19 protein-coding genes and 1 other RNA gene are annotated in these 20,119 nt (G+C 67.1%); 13 read left to right on the top strand and 7 right to left on the bottom strand.

What is annotated here, in order from left to right; genetic code table 11:
* Positions 1–154: 154 nt before the first annotated feature.
* The 3 genes from LC066_RS01865 to eno all read left to right on the top strand — a co-directional run bounded on the left by LC066_RS01865 (position 155) and on the right by eno (position 3,012).
* Positions 155–586, top strand: a complete 432-nt coding sequence (locus LC066_RS01865) for a Fur family transcriptional regulator (RefSeq protein ID WP_222474393.1) — start codon at positions 155–157, stop codon at positions 584–586.
* A gap of 79 nt (positions 587–665) precedes the next feature.
* Positions 666–1,565 carry a DMT family transporter gene (locus tag LC066_RS01860; protein ID WP_224896298.1) on the top strand — a complete coding sequence of 300 codons (900 nt, stop codon included), beginning with the start codon at positions 666–668 and terminating at the stop codon, positions 1,563–1,565.
* A 172-nt stretch (positions 1,566–1,737) separates the two neighbouring features.
* A complete protein-coding gene (gene eno, locus LC066_RS01855; RefSeq protein WP_222474391.1) occupies positions 1,738–3,012 on the top strand; it encodes a phosphopyruvate hydratase in 1,275 nt (424 codons plus the stop codon).
* A 90-nt stretch (positions 3,013–3,102) separates the two neighbouring features.
* Here eno and LC066_RS01850 read toward each other — a convergent pair whose 3' ends face one another.
* Positions 3,103–3,375, bottom strand: a complete 273-nt coding sequence (locus LC066_RS01850; RefSeq protein ID WP_224896297.1) for a DUF2798 domain-containing protein — start codon at positions 3,373–3,375, stop codon at positions 3,103–3,105.
* A gap of 339 nt (positions 3,376–3,714) precedes the next feature.
* The gene (locus tag LC066_RS01845; protein ID WP_224896296.1) at positions 3,715–4,233 is read right to left on the bottom strand and encodes a PRC-barrel domain-containing protein; all 519 of its coding nucleotides are present in this window, start codon (positions 4,231–4,233) and stop codon (positions 3,715–3,717) included.
* Positions 4,234–4,345: 112 nt separating this feature from the next.
* On the opposite strand from LC066_RS01845, the gene LC066_RS01840 reads away from it, so the two are divergent.
* On the top strand, positions 4,346–4,774 hold the full coding sequence (locus LC066_RS01840) for a cupin domain-containing protein (RefSeq protein ID WP_224896295.1): 429 nt from the start codon (positions 4,346–4,348) through the stop codon (positions 4,772–4,774).
* A 648-nt stretch (positions 4,775–5,422) separates the two neighbouring features.
* On the opposite strand, the gene pgi is transcribed toward LC066_RS01840, so the two are convergent.
* From pgi to LC066_RS01820, 4 genes are all read right to left on the bottom strand, one after another.
* Positions 5,423–7,027: a glucose-6-phosphate isomerase gene (pgi, locus tag LC066_RS01835; protein ID WP_224896294.1), complete on the bottom strand. Its 1,605-nt coding sequence runs from the start codon at positions 7,025–7,027 to the stop codon at positions 5,423–5,425.
* 95 nt (positions 7,028–7,122) lie between these two features.
* A complete protein-coding gene (gene pgl, locus LC066_RS01830) occupies positions 7,123–7,794 on the bottom strand; it encodes a 6-phosphogluconolactonase (RefSeq protein WP_222474386.1) in 672 nt (223 codons plus the stop codon).
* Positions 7,795–7,874: 80 nt separating this feature from the next.
* A complete protein-coding gene (zwf, locus tag LC066_RS01825) occupies positions 7,875–9,329 on the bottom strand; it encodes a glucose-6-phosphate dehydrogenase (protein ID WP_222474385.1) in 1,455 nt (484 codons plus the stop codon).
* A 215-nt stretch (positions 9,330–9,544) separates the two neighbouring features.
* Positions 9,545–10,684, bottom strand: coding sequence for an anhydro-N-acetylmuramic acid kinase (locus tag LC066_RS01820; protein ID WP_224896293.1), 1,140 nt, complete (start codon positions 10,682–10,684; stop codon positions 9,545–9,547).
* Positions 10,685–10,748: 64 nt separating this feature from the next.
* On the opposite strand from LC066_RS01820, the gene tyrS reads away from it, so the two are divergent.
* The 6 genes from tyrS (at position 10,749) to LC066_RS01790 (ending at position 16,524) form a co-directional block, all read left to right on the top strand.
* On the top strand, positions 10,749–12,002 hold the full coding sequence (gene tyrS / locus LC066_RS01815) for a tyrosine--tRNA ligase (protein ID WP_224896292.1): 1,254 nt from the start codon (positions 10,749–10,751) through the stop codon (positions 12,000–12,002).
* Between the two features lie 127 nt (positions 12,003–12,129).
* Positions 12,130–12,479: a transfer-messenger RNA gene (gene ssrA / locus LC066_RS01810) on the top strand.
* 117 nt (positions 12,480–12,596) lie between these two features.
* Positions 12,597–13,718 carry a THUMP domain-containing class I SAM-dependent RNA methyltransferase gene (locus LC066_RS01805; protein WP_224896291.1) on the top strand — a complete coding sequence of 374 codons (1,122 nt, stop codon included), beginning with the start codon at positions 12,597–12,599 and terminating at the stop codon, positions 13,716–13,718.
* An 85-nt stretch (positions 13,719–13,803) separates the two neighbouring features.
* The gene (chrA, locus tag LC066_RS01800) at positions 13,804–15,081 is read left to right on the top strand and encodes a chromate efflux transporter (protein ID WP_224896290.1); all 1,278 of its coding nucleotides are present in this window, start codon (positions 13,804–13,806) and stop codon (positions 15,079–15,081) included.
* A 112-nt stretch (positions 15,082–15,193) separates the two neighbouring features.
* Positions 15,194–15,691, top strand: a complete 498-nt coding sequence (locus tag LC066_RS01795; RefSeq protein ID WP_224896289.1) for an SspB family protein — start codon at positions 15,194–15,196, stop codon at positions 15,689–15,691.
* A 308-nt stretch (positions 15,692–15,999) separates the two neighbouring features.
* On the top strand, positions 16,000–16,524 hold the full coding sequence (locus tag LC066_RS01790) for a class I SAM-dependent methyltransferase (protein ID WP_224896288.1): 525 nt from the start codon (positions 16,000–16,002) through the stop codon (positions 16,522–16,524).
* Positions 16,525–16,614: 90 nt separating this feature from the next.
* Here LC066_RS01790 and LC066_RS01785 read toward each other — a convergent pair whose 3' ends face one another.
* Positions 16,615–17,370 (bottom strand): hypothetical protein, encoded by a 756-nt coding sequence (locus LC066_RS01785; RefSeq protein ID WP_224896287.1) that lies wholly within the window; start codon positions 17,368–17,370, stop codon positions 16,615–16,617.
* A gap of 45 nt (positions 17,371–17,415) precedes the next feature.
* Here LC066_RS01785 and LC066_RS01780 point away from each other — a divergent pair, with 45 nt between their 5' ends.
* The 3 genes from LC066_RS01780 to LC066_RS01770 all read left to right on the top strand — a co-directional run bounded on the left by LC066_RS01780 (position 17,416) and on the right by LC066_RS01770 (position 20,114).
* A complete protein-coding gene (locus LC066_RS01780; protein WP_224896286.1) occupies positions 17,416–17,598 on the top strand; it encodes a hypothetical protein in 183 nt (60 codons plus the stop codon).
* Position 17,599: 1 nt separating this feature from the next.
* The gene (fumC, locus tag LC066_RS01775) at positions 17,600–18,994 is read left to right on the top strand and encodes a class II fumarate hydratase (RefSeq protein ID WP_222474377.1); all 1,395 of its coding nucleotides are present in this window, start codon (positions 17,600–17,602) and stop codon (positions 18,992–18,994) included.
* A gap of 148 nt (positions 18,995–19,142) precedes the next feature.
* The gene (locus LC066_RS01770; protein WP_224896285.1) at positions 19,143–20,114 is read left to right on the top strand and encodes a serine hydrolase domain-containing protein; all 972 of its coding nucleotides are present in this window, start codon (positions 19,143–19,145) and stop codon (positions 20,112–20,114) included.
* Positions 20,115–20,119 lie beyond the last annotated feature (5 nt).

Here is a 20,119-nt window from a genome sequence, read left to right as displayed (position 1 = left end):
CGCTGGCACTGCCGCAACAAGGTAACAGGGGCGTGACGGTGGCATGACAATTCCCCGCCCCGTTTCGACCGCCTACCGACAGGACCTGCACGCGCAAAGCTCTTGCCGCCCTCGCCCCGCTTTGAGAAAAGGAGGAAAGGGACCCGGGAAGACGATGGCCAAACGCGACACGATCCTTCATCGCTGCGAGACGGCGGGGCTGCGCATGACCGAGCAGCGCCGGGTGATCTCGGACGTGCTGGACGGCGCTCGGGACCATCCCGATGTCGAGGAGCTTCACGCCCGGGCTGCGTCGCGCGACCCGCGGATTTCGCTGGCCACCGTCTATCGCACGGTGAAGCTGCTGGAAGAGGCCGGGATCCTGGAGAAGGTCGATTTCGGCGACGGGCGCGCACGGTACGAGGATGCGGAACGCGAACACCACGACCATCTGATCGACGTGACCACCGGCCAGGTGATCGAGTTCGTCGATCCGGAGATCGAGGCTCTTCAGGAAAAGATCGCGGCGAAGCTGGGCTATCGCCTGCAGGGCCACCGGCTGGAACTTTACGGCGTGCCGGTCCACCGCAAGCCTGCCAAGGGCTGAAGACGCGGTACCGGCGACAAAGCTTGTCCGCCTCGGGGCGCGGTGATAGCGGGACCCGTCGTTACTACGGAATTTCCAGATGCAGAACGTCAGGGGCATCGCCCTCGTCATCCTCGCCATGCTCTTCTTCACCATCGAGGACGGGTTCAACAAGTACCTGACCGGCGACCTGCCGCCCGGGCAGGTCATGGTCCTGCTGGGCGTGGGCGGCGTGGTGCTGTTCGGAGGCATCTGCCTGGTGCGGGGCTACCCGATCTTCGGCGCCGACAGCCGCCGTCCGACGGTGATCTTCCGCACCGTCTCCGAAGGCTTTGCCACGCTCTTCTTCATCACCTCACTGGCGCTGGTGCCGATCGCGACGGTGGCCGCCGTCTTCCAGGCGATGCCGCTGGCCATCACCCTGGGCGCGGCGCTGTTTCTGGGCGAACAGGTGGGCTGGCGGCGCTGGTCGGCGGTGGCCGTCGGCTTTCTCGGCGTCCTGATCGTGATCCGCCCCGGCATGGCGGGTTTCCAGGTGGAGGCGCTGCTGGTGCTGGGCGCCGTCGTCGCGGTAGCCGCGCGGGACCTGCTGTCGCGCCGCATGCCGCCCGCCCTACCCTCCACCGTTGCGGCCTTCCTGGCCTTCGGCGCCCTGATGCCGGCGGGCGGGATCCTGATGCTGATCCTCGGCGACAGCTGGGTGGCGATGGACGGGCTGCAAGCCCTGCTGATGCTGCTGTCCTTCCTGTCGATGGCCGCCGGATACTACTTCATGCTGCTGGCCACGCGGATCGGGGACGCCTCGGCGATCACGCCCTTCCGCTACACCCGCCTTCTGTTCACCCTGATCATGGGCGCGCTGATCTTTGCGGAGATCCCGGACGCGCTGACCTACCTCGGCTCCGCGCTGATCCTGGGCTCGGGCATCTATACCTTCCTGCGCGAACGGAGGCTGGCCCGGGTCAACCTCGCCCAGGCCCGCGCGACGCCGCTGCCCTGATCGCCGTCTCGCCCCGACGGCCCGCTCCGCCGCCGCCCCCGGACGGGCGCGGCGGGGCGCCGTTCGGGCAAAGATCGCCCTGTTTGCGCTATTCTTTCGGCGCTCGCCTTTCCAAGAGCGCGTGGGCGGCTTACAACCCCGACAAAGGCCCCTGGACAGAGGATATTTCCAGATGAGCACCATTATCGACATCCACGCCCGCGAGATCCTGGACAGCCGCGGCAACCCCACGGTCGAGGTCGACGTGATCCTTGAAGACGGCACCATGGGCCGCGCCGCCGTGCCCTCGGGCGCCTCCACGGGCGTGCACGAAGCGGTCGAGCGCCGCGATGGCGACAAGGCCCGCTACATGGGCAAGGGCGTGCTGGAGGCCGTGGCGGCCGTCAACGGCGAGATCGCCGAGGCCATCGTGGGCTTCGACGCGCTGGATCAGGTCGGCCTGGACATGGCGATGATCGAGCTCGACGGCACCGAGAACAAGGGCCGCCTGGGCGCCAACGCCATTCTGGGCGTGTCGCTGGCCGTGGCCAAGGCCGCTGCCGATTTCACCGGCCAGCCGCTCTATCGTTACGTCGGCGGCACCTCGGCCCGCGTCCTGCCGGTGCCGATGATGAACATCATCAACGGCGGCGAACATGCCGACAACCCGATCGACATCCAGGAATTCATGATCATGCCGGTGGCCGCGGAAAACATCCGCGAGGCCGTGCGCATGGGCTCGGAAGTCTTCCACACCCTGAAGAAAGAGCTGTCGGCCGCGGGCATGTCCACCGGCCTCGGCGACGAGGGCGGCTTCGCCCCCGAGCTGGGCTCGACCACCGAGGCGCTCGATTTCATCCTGAAGTCCATCGAGAAGGCCGGCTACACCCCCGGCAAGGACATCTACCTGGCTCTCGACTGTGCCTCGACCGAGTACTTCAAGGACGGCAAGTACGAGATGAAGGGCGAAGGCAAATCGCTGACCTCCGCCGAGAACGCCGAGTACCTGAAAGGCCTCTGCGACGCCTATCCGATCATCTCGATCGAGGACGGCATGGCCGAGGACGACTGGGAGGGCTGGAAGCTGCTGACCGACGCCATCGGCGAGAAGGTGCAGCTGGTCGGTGACGACCTCTTCGTCACCAACCCCGAGCGTCTGGCCATGGGTATCGAACAGGGCGTGGCGAACTCCATGCTGGTGAAGGTGAACCAGATCGGCTCGCTGACCGAGACGCTGAAGGCCGTCGATATGGCGCATCGCGCGCGCTACACCAACGTGATGTCGCACCGTTCGGGCGAGACCGAGGATGCCACCATCGCGGATCTCGCCGTCGCGACCAACTGCGGTCAGATCAAGACCGGCTCGCTGGCCCGTTCGGACCGGCTGGCGAAGTACAACCAGCTGATCCGCATCGAGGAAATGCTGGGCGAGACCGCCGAATACGCGGGCACCTCGATCCTGAAGTAAGGGCCCTGCCCTGACGATGCGCGCGCGCCCCGGCCCCTGGCTGCGGGCGCGCGTCGCGTTTGAGGGGACGCCGGTGGCGAGGCCGCCGCCTTAGGCCCGGCCCGCGACGCGGGCGCGCAGGAACAGCACCAGGCCCGAGAGCTTGAACGCCAGGGGCCCGACGCCCAGGGACAGGATGAAGGCCACCGGCCAGGCGGTCAGCCAGCGGCCCATCCAGATGCCGAACCAGCCGGGGCCGAAGCCCATGGGCAGGATCGACATCAGGAAGGTCATCATCAGCGCCATCAGGCAGGAAATGAACAGCTGCGCGATCAGGATGAACGCCTTGGACTGCGCGGCGGCAGGGGGTGCGGATTGGGTCATGGTCAACTCCGGTACGGTCACGTGGGGCGTTGCGTCCGGAGGAGATCCGATACACAGCGCCCGATGAAAGGGCGCCGGGAATCGAGGATCGACAAACTTGCGGTTTCCGCGGCGCGCCCCTGGCGCAGCCCTGCGGTGACCGTGACCGGGCTAACCAAACCGGCCTTGCGTCTTTCGGCTGGGCTCGAATAGCGCGGGCACCCTGTGCCCGTCAACGCCGCGCTGCGAAAGCCTGCCCTGCTTTCGCGGAATAACGCGGGCCGCGCAACGAAAAAGGGCCCGGAGAAACTCTCCGGGCCCCGTGACCCCAGAGGGGCCTCAAGCTGTCTCAGTCAGACCTCAGTTCCAGAAGCCTTCGTCGACGCCTTCCATCTGCTCCAGCTCTTCCTCGGTCTGGGAGACGACCACGGCATAGCTCTGGTCATCGACCGGAACCAGGCGCACGTCGTTCAGTTCCAGCATCACGTGCTTGTCCGCGATGTCGAGGAAGCCGCCGACCTCGGCAACCACGCCGATCATCTTGCCGGAGCTGTCCAGAACCACATCTTCGATCTCGCCGATGTCATTCCAGCCCTCTTCGACCATGTCGAATTCGGTGTCGGCGGACCATTCCTGCGGGTCGCCGGTGGTGTAAATGTCGCCACCGGTGATGTCGCGGGTGCGGATCAGTTCCGCGTCAGCGATCTTCCGGGTGTCGGACATGGACTCGTTCATCTCCGAGCCTTCCGTCTGCATCGCGGTTTCGCCCTGGTTCATGGTCTCGGTTTCGGACATCTCGTCGCCGTGATTGTCGGCAAAGGCAGCGCCACCGATCAGGGTGAAAGCAGCAGTCGTGGCCATCAGGATGTTGCGGGTCATGAAGTGTCCTCCTTAACTTGTCTTCAGTGATGCAACACCGCACTCTCGGCAGAGGTTCCAAAATTTTCTCAGACGGACCAATCTTATCCCTAAGTAAAGAAAGGAAATTTGGATGACTGCCGAGGATATCATCGCCCTGTTGGGTCTCGAACCGCACCCCGAGGGGGGCCATTACAGGCAAACCTGGATCGCCGAGACGGAGGATGGCGCGCGCCCGGCAGGCACCTGTATCTACTTCCTGCTGAAGGCCGGCGAACGCAGTCACTGGCACCATGTCGACAGTGCCGAGATCTGGCATCACTACGCTGGGGCCCCTGTCCTGCTGCGCATCTGCGAAACAGACGACGGCCCGGCCCGGCAGGTCACCCTGGGCAAGGACCTGGCGAAGGGAGAGCGCCCCCAGGGCATCGTGCCGCCGCATCACTGGCAGGCCGCCGAGGCTCTGGACGGTTGGGCCCTCGTCGGCTGCACCGTCTCGCCCGCGTTCAACTTCGAAGGCTTCGTTCTGGCGCCCGAGGATTTCGATATCCCCTCCGCCTGACGCCCGCCCCCGTCATCCGCGAAAGTTTTTTCGCCCGAACCGCATTTTTCTCGCAAGAGGGTGAAACTCCCCCGAAGACCTTACGTACCTCCATCGAGTTCTCCGCGGGACGGTGTGTGTGTACCGGTCCTGTTGTGTGGGTGTCCCGCGGAGACAGTTGTGTAGTGAGTGGACTGTTTCCCCTCGACGCCGGCCTGGCTGGCGTCCGTTCCCAAGATTGCGTGGCCCTGCGCGTCGGTGACTTCCCTCCAGGGGACCTGCCCCGACCGGCGCCGCGGCCACGCTTTCCACGGTCTGCCGCTGCCCGCTCTCCGGGTCGCGGGGCCGGCGGGAGAAAAAACGACTCCGCGCCACATTTTTCTGAAACTTCCCCCAGAGACCTATCGTGACTGTCCAGAGGCTTTACCGAGCCTGGGGCAAATGCCCTCCTGCGCGGATCACCGGCCCACCCGGTGGTTCGGTCCGAAAGTCGTGGGGTCTGGTCGTGCGCCTCGTCCCTGGCGCATTCCCGACGGCCTGATCCGCGGCTGACGGTTGGCCCTTTTCGCATATTCCCACCACGTGTGCGAAAAGGGCCCGCGGACAAACGCAGGCCCTTTCGGACAATCAGTTCTGACAGTCGGACAGGATCAAGGCCGAAGCCAGCGCTTAGCGCGACGCGCGCAGCGCCGCTACAAGGCCCGCGGTCGAACCGTCCTTGCCCTCGGTGCCTTGCTTGCCCGCGAGGATCGGCGACAGCTTCACCGCCAGTTCCTTGCCCAGCTCCACGCCCCACTGGTCGTAGGAGTTGATGCCCAGAATGACCCCTTCGACAAACACCCGATGTTCGTAAAGCGCGACCAGCTGGCCCAGCACATAGGGCGTCAGCTTGGTATAGAGCAGTGTCGTGGAAGGACGGTTGCCCGGGAAGACCCGGTGCCGTGCCTGGCGTTCCAGCTCGGCCCCCTCCAGCCCCTTCGCCGCCATGATCTCGGTCGCCTCCTCCAGAGAACGGCCGCGCAGCAGCGCCTCGGACTGGGCCAGGCAGTTCGCGGCCAGCAGGTCGTGCTGATGCGCCAGATCGGGTTCATGCCCCTCGGCGCCCAGCATGAATTCGCAAGGCACCACGCGGGTCCCCTGGTGAATCAACTGGTAGAAGGCATGCTGGCCATTGGTGCCCGGTTCCCCCCAGACGACGGGGCCGCTGTCGATGGTCAGGTCCCGCCCTTCCATGTCGACGCGCTTGCCGTTGCTCTCCATCTCCATCTGCTGGAGGTAGGCCGGGAAGCGCGCCAAGCGCTGTTCATAGGGCAGCACGGCGCGGGTGGCATGGCCCAGCCCCTGATTGTGCCAGATGCCTGTCAGCGCCAGGAGCACCGGAAGGTTTTCTGCGGCAGGCGCCTCGCGGAAATGCTTGTCCATGGCGTGCCCGCCGGCCAGGAACCCACGGAAATCGGTGGCGCCTACGGCGATCATCAGGGCCAGGCCGATCGGCCCCCACATGGAATAGCGCCCGCCGACCCAGTCCTCGAACCCGAAAACCCGGCTGGGGTCGATGCCCCATTCCGCCGTCTTCTCGGCGTTGGAGCTGAGCGCGGCGAACTGCGCGCCGGGATCATCCAGCTTGGCCGCCATCCACTTGCGCGCCGTTTCGGCGTTGGTCATCGTCTCGATCGTGGTGAAGGTCTTGGAGGCGACGATCACCAGCGTCCGCGCCGGGTCCAGCCCCTTCAGCACGTCATGGATATGCGCCCCGTCCACGTTCGACACGAAATGGCAGCGCGGCCCGTCGCAATAGGGTTTCAGCGCCAGCTCGGCCATGGCCGGTCCAAGGTCGGAGCCGCCGATGCCGATGTTGACGACATCGCTGATCCGTCCACCGGCGCCGTGGTAGTCGCCCGTGCGCACGGCTTCGGCGAAATCCTCCATCCGGCGCAGGGTTGCCAGCACCCCGGGCATCACGTCCTGCCCGTCGACCTTCACCGGATCCCCGGAGAGGTTGCGCAGCGCGGTGTGCAGCACGGCGCGTCCCTCGGTCTCGTTGATCCTGGCGCCGGTGAACATGGCCTCGCGCTTCTGATCCAGTCCCGCCGCGTCGCAGAGCGACAGCAGCGCGTCGCGCACCTCGTCGCAGATGTTCGTCTTCGAGTAGTCGAACAGCAGCCCGCCGGCGCGGGCCGAGAAGTGGTCGAACCGCGCCGGGTCGGCGTCGAAGAGCGACAGGATGGAACGGTCACGATGGCGTTCGGCCAGGGCGGAAATGTCTTGCCACATGGATCAGGGTCCCGTTGCTGAAATGAAATGGACCGGCGGCACGGGGCCCCGGCAGAGACGCCCCCCGGACGCGCGGGCGACCGGGGGCAGGTCTGTCACGGCGCCCAGTGGACCACCGCATTGGGCAGGACGGCGGCAATGGGCGCCTCCTCGGGCTTCTTGCCCTGGGCTTCTTCCAGCACCCGCCGCTTTTCATCGCCCATGATGACCACATGGGTGGACAGCGCGCCCTTCAGGTAGCGCGCGGTGATGGTGATGCGTGGCTCGCCCGCGCCCTCGGCCCGCATGGGCAGCAGGATCGGCGCGTCGGGCGCCAGGGCCTCGGCAAGGCGATCGGCGCCGGGGAACAGGCTCGCGGTATGGGCATCGGTGCCCATGCCCAGCAGAAGCACGTTGATCGGCAGATGCGGGCGCAGCCCCTCCGACAGGGCGTCCAGCGCCAGATCGGGTTCCTCGGTCTCGGTGTGCAGCGGCAGCATCGTCGCGCTCGCCGCATGGCCCGTCAGCAGCCGCTTGCGCAGCAGCGCGGTGTTCGACCGCGGAGAGCTTTCGGGCACCCAGCGTTCGTCGTTCAGCACCACGTCGACCCGATCCCAGTCCAGCGTGACGGCTGTCAGCGCGTCGAAAATCGGCCCCGGCGTGGTCCCGCCGGGCACGCAGAAGGTGACCCGGTCATCGTGGCGCAGCGCGGCGCCCAGTTCCGAGGCCAGCGTGTCCGCCAGGTCCAGCGCCAGCAGGTCGCGATCGGGATATTCCTTGAATTCCATGAGCTTGCCCCTTTCGGGTCCTCTCCCATTCTGGGCGGCCCGTCTGGGCGCGCCCGGTCTTTCAGTGAGGCCAGATTGCCTCAGGCGCGGATCTCGCGCCATCGGCGGCCGTCGCGGTGCATCAGCGCCAGCGCCTCTTCCGGCCCGGTGGAGCCGCTTTCGTAGGCCACCGGCTTGTCGCCCCGTTCCTCCCAGGAGGCGATCAGCGGGTCGGCCCAGGCCCAGGCGGCCTCGACCTCGTCACCGCGCATGAACAGCGTCTGGTTGCCACGGATCACGTCCATGATCAGGCGCTCGTAGGCGTCCGGCACATCCTCGGCATCGGGACCAAGCGCCTCGGCGAAGGTCATGTCGAGGGGCACATCGACCAGACGCATGCCACCCGGCCCCGGTTCCTTGATGGTGACGAAAAGATCCATCCCCTCGTTCGGCTGCAACCGGATGGTCAGGACGTTGCGATGCCGCCCGGCATCGGCGCCGAAGATCGAATGCGGCGTTTCCTTGAAGACCACGGCGATCTCCGAACTGCGCGCCTTCAGGCGCTTGCCGGTGCGCAGGTAGATCGGCGTGCCGGCCCATCTCCAGTTCGACACGCGCAGCTTCATCGCGATGAAGCTCTCGGTCTTGCTGTCGGGGTTCTCCACATGCTCCAGGTAGCCGGGCTGGTCGGCGCCGGCGGCCAGGTACTGGCCTCGCACCACGTCCTGCAGGGGCACCTGTTCCAGCGCGCGGATCACCTTCAGCTTCTCGTCGCGCACCGCGTCGTGGTCGAACTTCGCCGGCGGCTCCATCGCGATCAGGCACAGCAGCTGCATCAGGTGGTTCTGCACCATGTCCCGCATCGCGCCGGACTTGTCGTAGTATTCGCCACGCCCGCCGACACCCACGGTTTCGGCCACGGTGATCTGGATATGGTCGACGTATTGGGCGTTCCACAGCGGTTCGAACAGCATGTTGCCGAAACGGACGGCCATCAGGTTCTGCACCGTTTCCTTGCCCAGGTAGTGGTCGATCCGGTAGATCTGGCTTTCGTCGAAATGCGCCGCCAGATCCGCATTCAGCGCCTTGGCCGAGGCCAGGTCGTGACCGAAGGGTTTTTCCACCACGATCCGGGTCTGGTCATCGGCGATGCCATGGGTGTGCAGCCGTTCCGCCAGCGCGCCGAAGAGGCTGGGCGCGACGGAGAAGTAGAAGGCGCGAACGCGGCCCGGCGACATCAGCGCCGCCAGGTCCTTCCAGCCGCCGTCGCCCAGGGCGTCGACCTGAACATATTCCAGCCGTTCCAGGAACTCCGCCCGCAGCTCGGGCGTGCCGCTCTTGGGATCGAACTCGGCGATGGCGTCGGCGATCATCTGGCGGAATTCCTCGGTCGAATGTTCCGACCGGGCGGCGCCGATGATGCGGCTGTTGTCTTCCATCTGGCCCGAGCAGAAGCGGCGATAGAGACCCGGCAGGATCTTGCGCCGGGCCAGATCGCCGGTGCCGCCGAAGATGACGAGGTCGAAGGGATCGACGGGAATCACGCGAGAGACCATCGGGGTTCCTTTCCGCTTGGCTGTCCTCCGCCAGGCCGGGCCACGGCGGTTCGCCTGTTGCTGTGCGGGGCCTTGGCCCCTTGCGTCTCTGCCGGCCCGCAGGCCGATGCCGCATTGCGGCGCTTTCGTTCAGTCGCAGCATAGCAGAGAACCCGTGGCCGACAATGGGGGATGTTAGCGGTAACTCACCTCACGGCCGTCCCTTGCCGCTGCGGTCACGCCGGCGTCCGCGCGGGCGTCGACGGACGCGAGATCTCCCCCCCGCCGACGGCCATCCGCACCCCCGTCGTGCCTTCGCAGGAGGTCGGCAGCCCGTGCAGCACCCTCGCGGCGAGAAAGGCAAAGGCCTGCGCCTCCAGCATGTCACCGTCAAAGCCTGCGTCCTCGACCGGGCGCACGGGACAATCCAGCGACACCGCCAGCATTTCCATCAGCACCGGGTTCAGCCGCCCGCCCCCGGTGACCAGAAGCTGCGCCGGCGGTTCCGGCAGATGCTCCATCCCGCGCAGGACCGAGGCCGCGCAGATCGCGGTCAGCGTGGCGGCGGCATCGGCGTCCGACAGCCCGGCCACCAGCCCGGGCAGATCCCCGAACTGGTTCCGATCCAGGGACTTGGGCGGAATGCGGTAGAAATACCGATTGTCTAGGAAGGCCTCCAGCGTGCCCTCGGCCACGGAGCCTTGTGCCGCCAGCGCCCCGTCGCGGTCGAAGGGCTGGCCCCGGCGCGCCTGCATCAGGTCGTTCAGCGGCGCATTCGCCGGGCCGGTGTCAAAGGACAGCAGCGCCCCGGGCGCCTCGGGCTGCGCGAGGCGCGGATCCGCCCAGGTGATGTTGCCCACGCCGCCCAGGTTCAGAAAGGCCACCGGCGCCGAGGCCCCCATGTGCCGAGCCAGCGCGTGGTGATAGAAGGGCGCCAGCGGCGCGCCCTCCCCGCCCAGCTGAACATCGGCGGAGCGGAAATCCCAGACCACCGGCACGCCCAGCCGGTCGGCCAGTGTCGCCCCGTCGCCGGTCTGGAAGGTGCCGCGCCCGCGTGGCTCATGCGCCAAGGTCTGACCGTGAAAGCCCACCAGGTCGATGTCGTCGAACTGGGCCAGAAGATCGGCATGGGCGCTAAGAACCACCTGCTGCGCGGCCTCGATGCGCGGATCCGGGTCAGGCCCGGGCCAGAGGCCAAGCGCGTCCGCCAGCGTGGCGCGTTCGGCGTCGCTGTAAGGGCGGTAGGCGGAGGGCCCGAAGGCGCGGATCGCCTGCCCGTCCGTCTCCACCACGGCGGCATCCACCCCGTCGAGCGAGGTGCCCGACATGGCCCCCAGGACACGCAGCACGGGCTTGTCGGTGGTGTGGCGCGTCATGGTCTTTCCCTTGGCTCCTGTGGCGACTATAGAGTGCCGCGCAAACCCCAGAGGGACAAGAGTGATGACATACACCCCCAAATCCGACTTCCTCAACGTGATGCAGGAACGCGGCTTCGTTGCCGATTGCACGGATTATCAGGGCCTCGACGAGGCGCTGATCAGCGGGGTGGTGCCGGGCTATATCGGCTACGACGCCACGGCGGCGTCGCTTCATGTCGGGCACCTGATGAATATCATGATGCTGCGCTGGTTCCAGAAGCTGGGCGGCAAGCCGATCACCCTGATGGGTGGCGGCACGACAAAGGTGGGCGATCCCTCCTTCCGCAGCGATGAACGCCCCCTGCTGGGTCCGGATCAGATCCAGGCCAACATCGACGGCATGGGCCAGGTCTTCGCCCGTTACCTCGACTACGGCGAAAGCGACACCGGCGCCCTGATGCTTAACAACGCCGAATGGCTGGACGGGCTGAACTACCTGGAATTCCTGCGCGACATCGGCCGGCATTTCAGCGTCAACCGCATGCTGTCCTTCGAGTCGGTGAAATCCCGGCTGGACCGCGAACAATCGCTGTCCTTCCTGGAATTCAACTACATGATCCTGCAGGCCTACGACTTCCTCGAACTGAACCGGCGCTACGGCTGTCTGGTGCAGATGGGCGGCTCTGACCAGTGGGGCAACATCGTCAACGGGATCGACCTGACCCGCCGCGTGCTGGATCACGAGATCTACGGGCTGACCACGCCGCTGCTGGCCACCTCGGACGGCAAGAAGATGGGCAAGAGCGCCAACGGCGCCATCTGGCTCAACGGCGACATGCTCATCCCGTACGAGTTCTGGCAGTTCTGGCGCAACACCACCGACGCCGACGTCGGCCGGTTTGCCAAACTCTACACCGAGCTGCCGGTCGAGGAATGCGAGCGCCTGGGCGCCCTCGGCGGGTCGGAGATCAACGAAGCCAAGGTGATCCTGGCCAACGAGGTGACCGCGCTGTTGCATGGTCGCGAGGCTGCTGAGACGGCGGAAGCCACCGCGCGCGAGGTGTTCGAGAAGGGCGGCGTGGGCGGCGACCTGCCGACGCTGGAGCTGACGGCCGAGGAAGTGGGCGACGGTATTTCGGTGGCCCAGCTGATCGTGCGCTCGGGCCTGGCCAAGACCGGCAAGGAGGCGAAGCGCCTGATCGCCGACAATGGCGCGAAGATCGACGACGCGCCGCTGACCGACGCGGGCCTGATGCTGGACGCCGCCGCGCTCGCCTCTCCGGTGAAGCTGTCGGCGGGCAAGAAGCGCCACGCACTGGTGAAGCTGGCCGACTGATCCAGCCTGCAGTTTCTTTCTAGGATCAACGGACGGGCCCCACGGGGCCCGTTTGCATGGGGCCCCTCCCTGCGTGCCCTGCCACGTCGCCCAAACGGCGAAAAGCAGTGAGAATTTCCCGCAGATCCCCCTTCAAATCCGCCTGCCGCCGTCCTATATCTCATGTTGTCGCTTCGGCGACTATGGGCATAAACGCGCATGTAATAAGCGGATCGGACCCGGGGGCGGTACCCGGCGGCTCCACCAAACATCCCTTGTTGGGGGATCATGGGGCCGAAATAGGATCGACGAACGTGTAAAGATGTAGCTTTGTCCCGGTGAGATACCACCGTTATCGGTTCGCTAAGTACAATTGCCAACAACAATCGTGCTCCGGTTGCAGTTGCTGCGTAAGCAGTAACAAGACCGAAATCTAAGTCCTTGCGCCTAGCAGTGTAAGGCGGGGTTCGCAGGTACCTGGCAACAGAAACCTGCACTTCCCTTCCCCATCTCCGATGCCACGCCGCCGTCCACCCGGGCGGCTTTTTGTTTGATCGGCGCGCGGCGCGCATTTCCGCCTCGCGGGGGCACGGGAAAGCCTGTATCAGCCCCCACATGAGCGCCGCATTCGAGATATTCCTGCAAGGCACCCCGGGTCTGGAAGAGGCCCTGGCCGAGGAGGCCCGTGCCACCGGTTTCGCCAAGGCCGAGGCCGTCCCCGGCGGCGCGACCCTCCAGGGGCAATGGACCACCGTCTGGCGGGCCAACCTGAAACTGCGCGGCGCTGGTGCCGTGCTGGCCCGCATCGGCGGCTTTCCCGCCAGCCACCTGTCGCAGCTCGACAAGCGGTCGCGCGCCTTCCCCTGGGGCGACGTGTTGCGCCCGGATGTGCCGGTGAAGGTCGAAGTGTCGGCCTCGGCCAAGTCGAAGATCTACCACGCGGGCGCGGCCCAGGAACGGATCGAACGGGCGCTCAGCGAAAGCTTCGGCGCCCCCATCGACCCCGACGCCGCCGTGGTCCTCAAGACGCGGATCCAGCGCGACTACGTCCAGTTCAGCGTCGACACCAGCGGCGAGAGCCTGCACAAGCGCGGACACAAGCCTGCCGTGGGCAAGGCGCCCATGCGTGAAACCCTGGCCGCGCTTTTCCTGCGCCAGGCCGGGTTCACCGGCGAAGAACCGGTGCTGGATCCGATGTGCGGCTCCGGCACCTTCCTGATCGAGGCGGGTGAGATGGCCGCGGATCTCTGGCCCGGGCGCAACCGCCGCTTCGCCTTCGAGGATCTCGCCACCTTCAACCCCGACCTCTATGCCCGGATCCGGGCCGAGGCGCCGCAGCCGCGCCCGCTGGACGAGCTGCCGGGTCTCTTCGGGTCGGACCGCAACGCCGGCGCCATCGAGATGGCGGGCCGCAACGCCGAAGCCGCAGGGCTGGGCGGCGCGGTGACCCTGGCGCACCGGGCCGTGTCGGACCTCGAACGCCCCGCCGGCCCGCCGGGCCTGGTGATCGTGAACCCGCCCTACGGCGCCCGGATCGGCGACCGCAAGCAGCTCTTCTCGCTCTACGGGCGTCTGGGCACGGTGCTGAAGGAGCGGTTCGGCGGCTGGCGTGCGGCCATCGTCACCTCCGACGGCGGCTTGGCGCGCGCGACCGGCCTGCCCTTCCTGCCCCCCGGCCCGCCCGTCGCCCATGGCGGGCTGACGGTGAAGCTCTACCAGACCGCCGCCCTGCGCTGAGCCGCGCATCGCGCGTCATCAAAGCTTGGCTTGACCCACCCGACGCGGCCCGCGACAGTCGCCCGGCTGAAGCGAAGAGGTGCCCATGCCGAGCGATCCCCGCGCGCCTGCCTGGCGCGAGCTGTTCCAGGCCTTCGGCCGTATCGGCGTGATGAGTTTCGGCGGCCCCGCGGCGCAGATCTCCGTCATGCACGGGGAGCTGGTGGACCGCCGCCGCTGGCTGAGCGAGGACAGCTTCCTCGGCGCGCTGAGCTTCTGCATGCTGCTGCCAGGGCCTGAGGCCATGCAGCTGGCGACCTATTCCGGCTGGCGTCTGCGGGGCGTCGCGGGCGGTCTGATGGCGGGCCTGCTGTTCGTGCTGCCCGGCGCCGCCGTCGTGGCCGCCCTGGCTCTGGCCTACGTGCAATGGGGCACCTTGCCGGGCGTGCAGGCGGCCTTCATGGGCATCAAGGCGCTGGTGGTGGCTCTGGTGTTGCAGGCGCTCTGGCGTCTGTCGCAGCGGGCGCTTCCGGGCTGGGCGCAACGGGGCTGGGCCGTGGCAGGATTCGTCTCGATCTTCGCCCTGGACGTGCCCTTCCCGCTGCTGATCCTGGCCGCCGCGCTCTGGGGGCTGTGGCGAGGCGGAGAGGCGGGGGCCCCGGCCCCACCCGTGCCTACCTTCACGACTGCCGCGCCGAGCTGGCGCCGCAGCCTGGTCACCGCCGCGCTGTGGGTCCTAGCCTGGCTGGCGCCCGTCCTTCTGCTGCGGCTCAGTGGCGCCACCTTCCTCGCCGACCTCGGCGCCTTTTTCGCGCGCCTTGCGGTCCTCAGTTTCGGCGGCGCCTATGCTCTGCTGGCATGGATGGCGCAGGTCACCGTGGATCAGCACGGCTGGCTGACGCCGGGGCAGATGATCGACGCCCTCGGGCTGGCCGAAACCACGCCCGGGCCGCTGATCCTGGTGACGCAGTTCGTGGCCATGGTGGCCGGCGCCGTCCGTGCCGGGCCGGAGCTGGGTCTGGCCGCCGGGGCCCTGACCCTCTGGGTGACCTTCGTCCCCTGTTTCCTCTTCATCTTCGTGCTGGCGCCGCATGTCGAGCGCCTGCTGGCCCTACCCCGGCTGAAGGCCGCGCTCGCCGCCGTGACCGCCGCCGTCGTCGGCGTCATCGCCTCTTTGGCGCTGTGGTTCACGCTGCATGTCCTGTTCGACACGATCCGCGGGGCGGGCGTGCCGCCGCTGCCGGTGTGGGAGAGCTTCCAGCCCCTTGCCGCGGCCCTCGTGGCCCTGGCCCTGGCGCTGGTCTTCGTCCTGCGCACCGGGCTTCTGACGAACCTGGTCGCGATGGCTGCTCTCGGGCTTGCCGCAGCGCAGCTTGGCCTGTGACATCTCCCCGGCAGGCCGCCGCCGCCGGTTGCAGAGAATCTTCCCGCATCACCTTCCGTTTTGCTTAGAATCCCCTATGCTCAGCCGAAAGTTTGCCCCCTGGAAGACAGACATGGCCCAATCTATCGACTACGGAAATCTGATGCACCGCGCCATGCGCAGCCTGATCCAGGATGTGCTGAGCGACGTTGCCGCCAACGGACTGCCGGGCGCCCATCATTTCTTCATCACCTTCGACACCACCCATGAGGACGTGGAACTGGCCGCCTGGCTGCGCGACCGCTACCCCACCGAGATGACGGTGGTGATGCAGCACTGGTTTGAGGACCTGGAGGTCAACGACGAGGGCTTTGCCGTCACGCTGAACTTCGGCGACAGCCCGGAACGGATGTTCATCCCCTACGACGCCATCGAGACCTTCGTCGATCCCTCGGTCGAGTTCGGCCTGCGGTTCGAAACCCAGGGCCAGGATGACGAGGACGAGGATGACGACGAGCCCACGCCGCCCGACGCCTCCGGTGAGGGCGACGACAGCGACGCGGAGGATGGAGCCGACGAGAAGACCGGCAAGGAGGCCGACGTCGTCAGCCTGGACGCCTTCCGCAAGTGATCTGACATCGCCTTTCTCGCGGCGCGCAGCACGCGCCCGTGACAGCCTTCAAGACAGCCCGGCAGCCACTGCCCGGGCTGTTTTCGTTCCGGGCGCTACGTAAGACGCCAGGCTCGTCCGCGGATGGATCCCGAATTGTGCAGGGGCACCGGCGCCGTGTAACAGCGGGCCAAGCGTCCGGTGAATTTTTTGTAAATGCAAAGTATCAGGCTTGTCCGGAGGCGACCGGCTTGCCAAACCATCTGCGAACGGCAGGCATTCAAGGGGACAGACCGGTGGCCAGCGACTTCGCAGTATTTCTCGGACAGATGATGCGCAAACCCAAGGAGGTGTCGGCCATCGCGCCCTCTTCCGCTGCGGTGGCCCGCATGATGACCGACGGTGTCGAGACCGTCGAGGGGCCGATCCTGGAGATCGGGCCGGGCACCGGCTCCTTCACCAAGGTCCTGCTGGAGCGCGGCATCGCGCCCGAACGCCTGATCCTGATGGAGCTGAACACCCGCTTCTGCGAGGAACTGCGGCAGCGGTTCCCGGGGGTTCGGGTGCTGAACCAGCCCGCGCAGCAGATCGGCAGCATCGGCGTCGAGAACCTCGGCTGCGTGATCTCTGGCGTGCCGGTCCTGGCGCGGCCGCAGATCCAGCGCGAGGTGGTGGGCAACGCCTTCAAGGTGATGGCGCCCGACGGGGTCTTCGTCCAGATCACCTACAGCCCGAACGCCCCGATCCCCGAAGACGTGCAGGCCGAGATGGGCATCACCGCCCGCAAGCGCGGCACCGTCTGGGCCAACCTGCCCCCGGCGCGCGTCTTCGAGTTCCGCAGCCGCCCGAACTGAAGGCGTCGCGGCCCAACGGGTCGAGGACACATGAAAAAGGCCGCGTCCCCATTGGCGCGGCCTTCTGACATCTTCGATCGTCACCGCGGCTCAGACGCGCACCGCGCCGCGGACCTCGGTGTAGGGCATGTCGCGATAGCGGTCGATCAGGCGGCGGAAACCGTCCATCAGCTCGATCACCGAAGTCTCGGCCCGGCGCGAGATCGCCAGAATCTGCACGCCGTATTCCACCGGCACCTCCGGCCCTTCGGGCACGATCTTGCGGAAGATCAGCGAGGTGCGCGGCGCCCCGTCGAGGCCCGCGCCCGGCTCCACCCGCATCAGCGCCATGCCGACCTCCGGATCGACGCCGGTGACATGGGCCAGGGTCCAGCCCCCCTCGCCCGGCTCCGGCGCCACGCGGGCGATCCGGTCCACCAGGCTGCCGCAGGTTTCACCGTCGAACAGCTGACGCCAGTCGCGCCCCTCGCTGTCGGGCAGCTCCGTGCGGGCCTGTTCCAGCACATCGGTCTCATGGCTGCGCACCACGCGGAACTCCTCCGGCGCGGTGCCGAAACGCAGGAGCCCCTTCTCGTTCTTCTCGAAGTTCCCCGCGAGGTAGTAGAGGTATTCGCCCTTGGGCCGGGACTCCCAGAGGATGTGTTCATAGGTGGGCGGCGTCTCGGACTCCGCCGGCTCCTCAACCCAGAGCGGTAGTGACAGGGCGAGGCTTTGCCCCTTGGGCTCCAGATCGACGACTGGATGCTGCGCCAGGGCGGTCTTCGGGTTGACCGTGGGGGTCACCTGCCGCGCGCGCGGCCCCGGATCCTGCCCCGCACCGAACAGCTTCTTCCAGAACCCGGCCATGATCGCACCTCTTGATCGTTCAGACTTGAGACTAGACATGCACCGATGACCGCGGGCTTCAAGGCGGATCATGCGGCGCCGCCCGCCCCTCTCGCCATGGTGATGCGCGCCGTGCGGCATACGACGGTGCACAAATGCACCCCTGCGCCGGCCGCGTTAGCGGGAACGGCATTGAAACTGGGCCACTTTGCGGTAAACCGGGCGCGACGTTCCTTTTGGGAGATCTGAAATGTCGCAGACCCGCACCGAAACCGACAGCTTCGGCCCGCTCGAAGTTCCCGCTGACAAGTACTGGGGCGCCCAGACGCAGCGGTCGATCATGAACTTCCCCATTGGCTGGGAAAAGCAGCCGGTTCCGATCATCCGCGCGCTCGGCGTGATCAAGAAGGCCTGCGCCATGGCCAACAAGGAGCTGGGCAACATGGAGGCCGAGGTCGCCGATGCGATCATCGCCGCCGCCGGTGAGGTGATCGAGGGCAAGTTCGACGACAACTTCCCGCTGGTGGTCTGGCAGACCGGCTCCGGCACCCAGTCGAACATGAACTCGAACGAGGTGATCTCGAACCGCGCGATCGAGATGCTGGGCGGTGAGATGGGGTCGAAATCCCCCGTCCACCCAAATGACCACTGCAACATGGGCCAGTCGTCCAACGACACCTTCCCGACCGCCATGCACGTCGGCATCGCCATGTCCGCCCGCGACACCCTGCTGCCGGGCCTGCGCAAGCTGCACGCGGCGCTGGAACAGAAGTCGGAAGACTTCAAGGACATCATCAAGATCGGCCGGACCCACACCCAGGACGCCACCCCCCTGACCCTGGGCCAGGAATTCGGTGGCTACGCCCACCAGGTGGCCAAGGGCATCGAACGGGTCGAGGCCGCTCTTGGCGACATCTACGAGCTGGCGCAGGGCGGCACCGCCGTCGGCACCGGACTGAACACCAAGAAGGGCTGGGCCGAAATGGTCGCCGCCAACATGGCGGAAATCACCGACCTGCCCTTCGTCACCGCGCCGAACAAGTTCGAGGCGCTGGCCGGCCATGACGCCATGGTCATGTTCTCCGGCGCGCTGAAGACGGTCGCGGCCTCGCTGTTCAAGATCGCCAACGACATCCGCCTGCTGGGCTCCGGCCCGCGCTGCGGCCTGGGCGAGCTGATCCTGCCGGAAAACGAGCCGGGCTCCTCGATCATGCCGGGCAAGGTGAACCCGACCCAGGCCGAGGCGCTGACCATGGTCTGCGCCCATGTCATGGGCAACGACGCCGCCGTCGGTTTCGCCGGCAGCCAGGGCCACTTCGAGCTGAACGTCTACAATCCGATGATGTCCTACAACGTGCTGCAGTCGATGCAGCTTCTGGGCGACAGCGCCTCGGCCTTCACCGACAACATGGTGGCGGGCATCCAGGCGAACGAGCCGCGCATCGAGAAGCTGCTGCATGAAAGCCTGATGCTGGTGACAGCGCTGGCGCCGACCATCGGCTACGACAACGCCACCAAGGTCGCCAAGACCGCGCACAAGAACGGCACCACGCTGAAGGAAGAGGCCATCGCGCTTGGCTTCGTTGACGAGAAGACCTTCGACGAGGTCGTGCGCCCGGAGAAGATGATCGGTCCGAAGGACTGACCCGTCAGTTCGGCAGGATGATTGCAAGGGGCGCAGCCGCAGGGCCGCGCCCCTTTTGCATGTCCCTCTGACCTGCCCGCCCTTTGTCCCACGTGAACGTGAGGCGCCCGCGCTTGCCGCCGGGGCAGCTTGCCCTCAGATCTTGCTCATGATCACCCGACGCGCCCTTCTCGGCTCCGCCCTCGCCCTGCCCTTCATCCGCCCCGCCATGGCCGCCACCGCACCGCTGGCCGAGGCCGGCGACCGCTTTGACCAGATGCACGCCCTGATGGTGATGAAGGACGGTGAAGACGTCTTCTCCCGCGCCTTCCGTGGCCCCGGCCTCGACGGCTTGGCCAACATCAAGTCCTGCTCGAAAAGCCTGGTGGCCCTGATGCTGGGCCAGGCCATCGACCGGGGCGACGTGTCCGGCGTCGATGCGCGCCTGGGCGACGTGGCGCCGGGGCTGATCCCCTCAGGCGCGACCGAAGGCGTGGCCGACATCACCCTGGGCGATCTGGCCAGCCTGCGCGGCGGGTTGGAGGCGACCTCGGGTGCGAATTACGGCGCCTGGGTGAACTCCGGCAACTGGATCCGCTACGCCCTGACGCGGGAGATGGAGGCAGAGCCCGGCGGGCGCATGATCTATTCCACCGGCGCCACCCATGTCCTGGGCGCCGCCCTGACCGAGGCCACGGGCGACAGCCTTCTGGCGCAGATGCGCGCGCGCCTGGGCCGTCCGCTGGGCATCGACGTGCCCCCCTGGACCCGCGATCCGCAGGGCTACTACATGGGCGGCAACGAGATGGCCCTGACGCCCCGCGCCATGTTGCGGGTGGCAGAGATGATGCGCAACGGCGGCCGCCATGACGGCGCCCAGGTCATCCCGGCGGATTGGCTCGCACGCTCGACCGAGCCGCTGACCCGCTCGCCCTGGTCGGGCATGTCCTACGGCTATGGCTGGTTCATGACCGACAGCGGCTATACCCTCGCGCGCGGCTATGGCGGTCAGGTCATCGCCTGGCATGCGGAACGCGGGCTGTCGGTGGCGCTGACCTCGGACCCGCTGCGCCCGGCCCGCTCGGGCGGCTATTTCGGGGATATCATGGAGCTGCTCGAAGGCCCCGTTCTGGCGCTCTGAGGGCG

This window comes from Pseudooceanicola marinus, from assembly GCF_020177265.1.
In the GTDB taxonomy this organism is placed as follows: Bacteria; Pseudomonadota; Alphaproteobacteria; order Rhodobacterales; family Rhodobacteraceae; genus Pseudooceanicola; species Pseudooceanicola marinus_A.
Note: the sequence above shows the minus strand (reverse complement) of the source record. Positions and strands in the feature narration are given on the sequence as shown.

Excerpts from the sequence above, each read along its gene's own strand:
- LC066_RS01820 (WP_224896293.1), bottom strand. The coding sequence starts at position 10,684 with ATGACGCGCCACACCACCGACAAGCCCGTGCTGCGTGTCCTGGGGGCC.
- LC066_RS01840 (WP_224896295.1), top strand. The coding sequence starts at position 4,346 with ATGACTGCCGAGGATATCATCGCCCTGTTGGGTCTCGAACCGCACCCC.
- LC066_RS01780 (WP_224896286.1), top strand. The coding sequence starts at position 17,416 with ATGACCGCGGGCTTCAAGGCGGATCATGCGGCGCCGCCCGCCCCTCTC.
- fumC (WP_222474377.1), top strand. The coding sequence starts at position 17,600 with ATGTCGCAGACCCGCACCGAAACCGACAGCTTCGGCCCGCTCGAAGTT.
- LC066_RS01805 (WP_224896291.1), top strand. The coding sequence starts at position 12,597 with ATGAGCGCCGCATTCGAGATATTCCTGCAAGGCACCCCGGGTCTGGAA.
- LC066_RS01850 (WP_224896297.1), bottom strand. The coding sequence starts at position 3,375 with ATGACCCAATCCGCACCCCCTGCCGCCGCGCAGTCCAAGGCGTTCATC.
- pgi (WP_224896294.1), bottom strand. The coding sequence starts at position 7,027 with ATGTGGCAAGACATTTCCGCCCTGGCCGAACGCCATCGTGACCGTTCC.
- chrA (WP_224896290.1), top strand. The coding sequence starts at position 13,804 with ATGCCGAGCGATCCCCGCGCGCCTGCCTGGCGCGAGCTGTTCCAGGCC.
- LC066_RS01795 (WP_224896289.1), top strand. The coding sequence starts at position 15,194 with ATGGCCCAATCTATCGACTACGGAAATCTGATGCACCGCGCCATGCGC.
- tyrS (WP_224896292.1), top strand. The coding sequence starts at position 10,749 with ATGACATACACCCCCAAATCCGACTTCCTCAACGTGATGCAGGAACGC.
- LC066_RS01860 (WP_224896298.1), top strand. The coding sequence starts at position 666 with ATGCAGAACGTCAGGGGCATCGCCCTCGTCATCCTCGCCATGCTCTTC.
- LC066_RS01770 (WP_224896285.1), top strand. The coding sequence starts at position 19,143 with ATGATCACCCGACGCGCCCTTCTCGGCTCCGCCCTCGCCCTGCCCTTC.
- LC066_RS01865 (WP_222474393.1), top strand. The coding sequence starts at position 155 with ATGGCCAAACGCGACACGATCCTTCATCGCTGCGAGACGGCGGGGCTG.
- pgl (WP_222474386.1), bottom strand. The coding sequence starts at position 7,794 with ATGGAATTCAAGGAATATCCCGATCGCGACCTGCTGGCGCTGGACCTG.
- zwf (WP_222474385.1), bottom strand. The coding sequence starts at position 9,329 with ATGGTCTCTCGCGTGATTCCCGTCGATCCCTTCGACCTCGTCATCTTC.
- LC066_RS01845 (WP_224896296.1), bottom strand. The coding sequence starts at position 4,233 with ATGACCCGCAACATCCTGATGGCCACGACTGCTGCTTTCACCCTGATC.
- LC066_RS01785 (WP_224896287.1), bottom strand. The coding sequence starts at position 17,370 with ATGGCCGGGTTCTGGAAGAAGCTGTTCGGTGCGGGGCAGGATCCGGGG.
- eno (WP_222474391.1), top strand. The coding sequence starts at position 1,738 with ATGAGCACCATTATCGACATCCACGCCCGCGAGATCCTGGACAGCCGC.
- LC066_RS01790 (WP_224896288.1), top strand. The coding sequence starts at position 16,000 with ATGATGCGCAAACCCAAGGAGGTGTCGGCCATCGCGCCCTCTTCCGCT.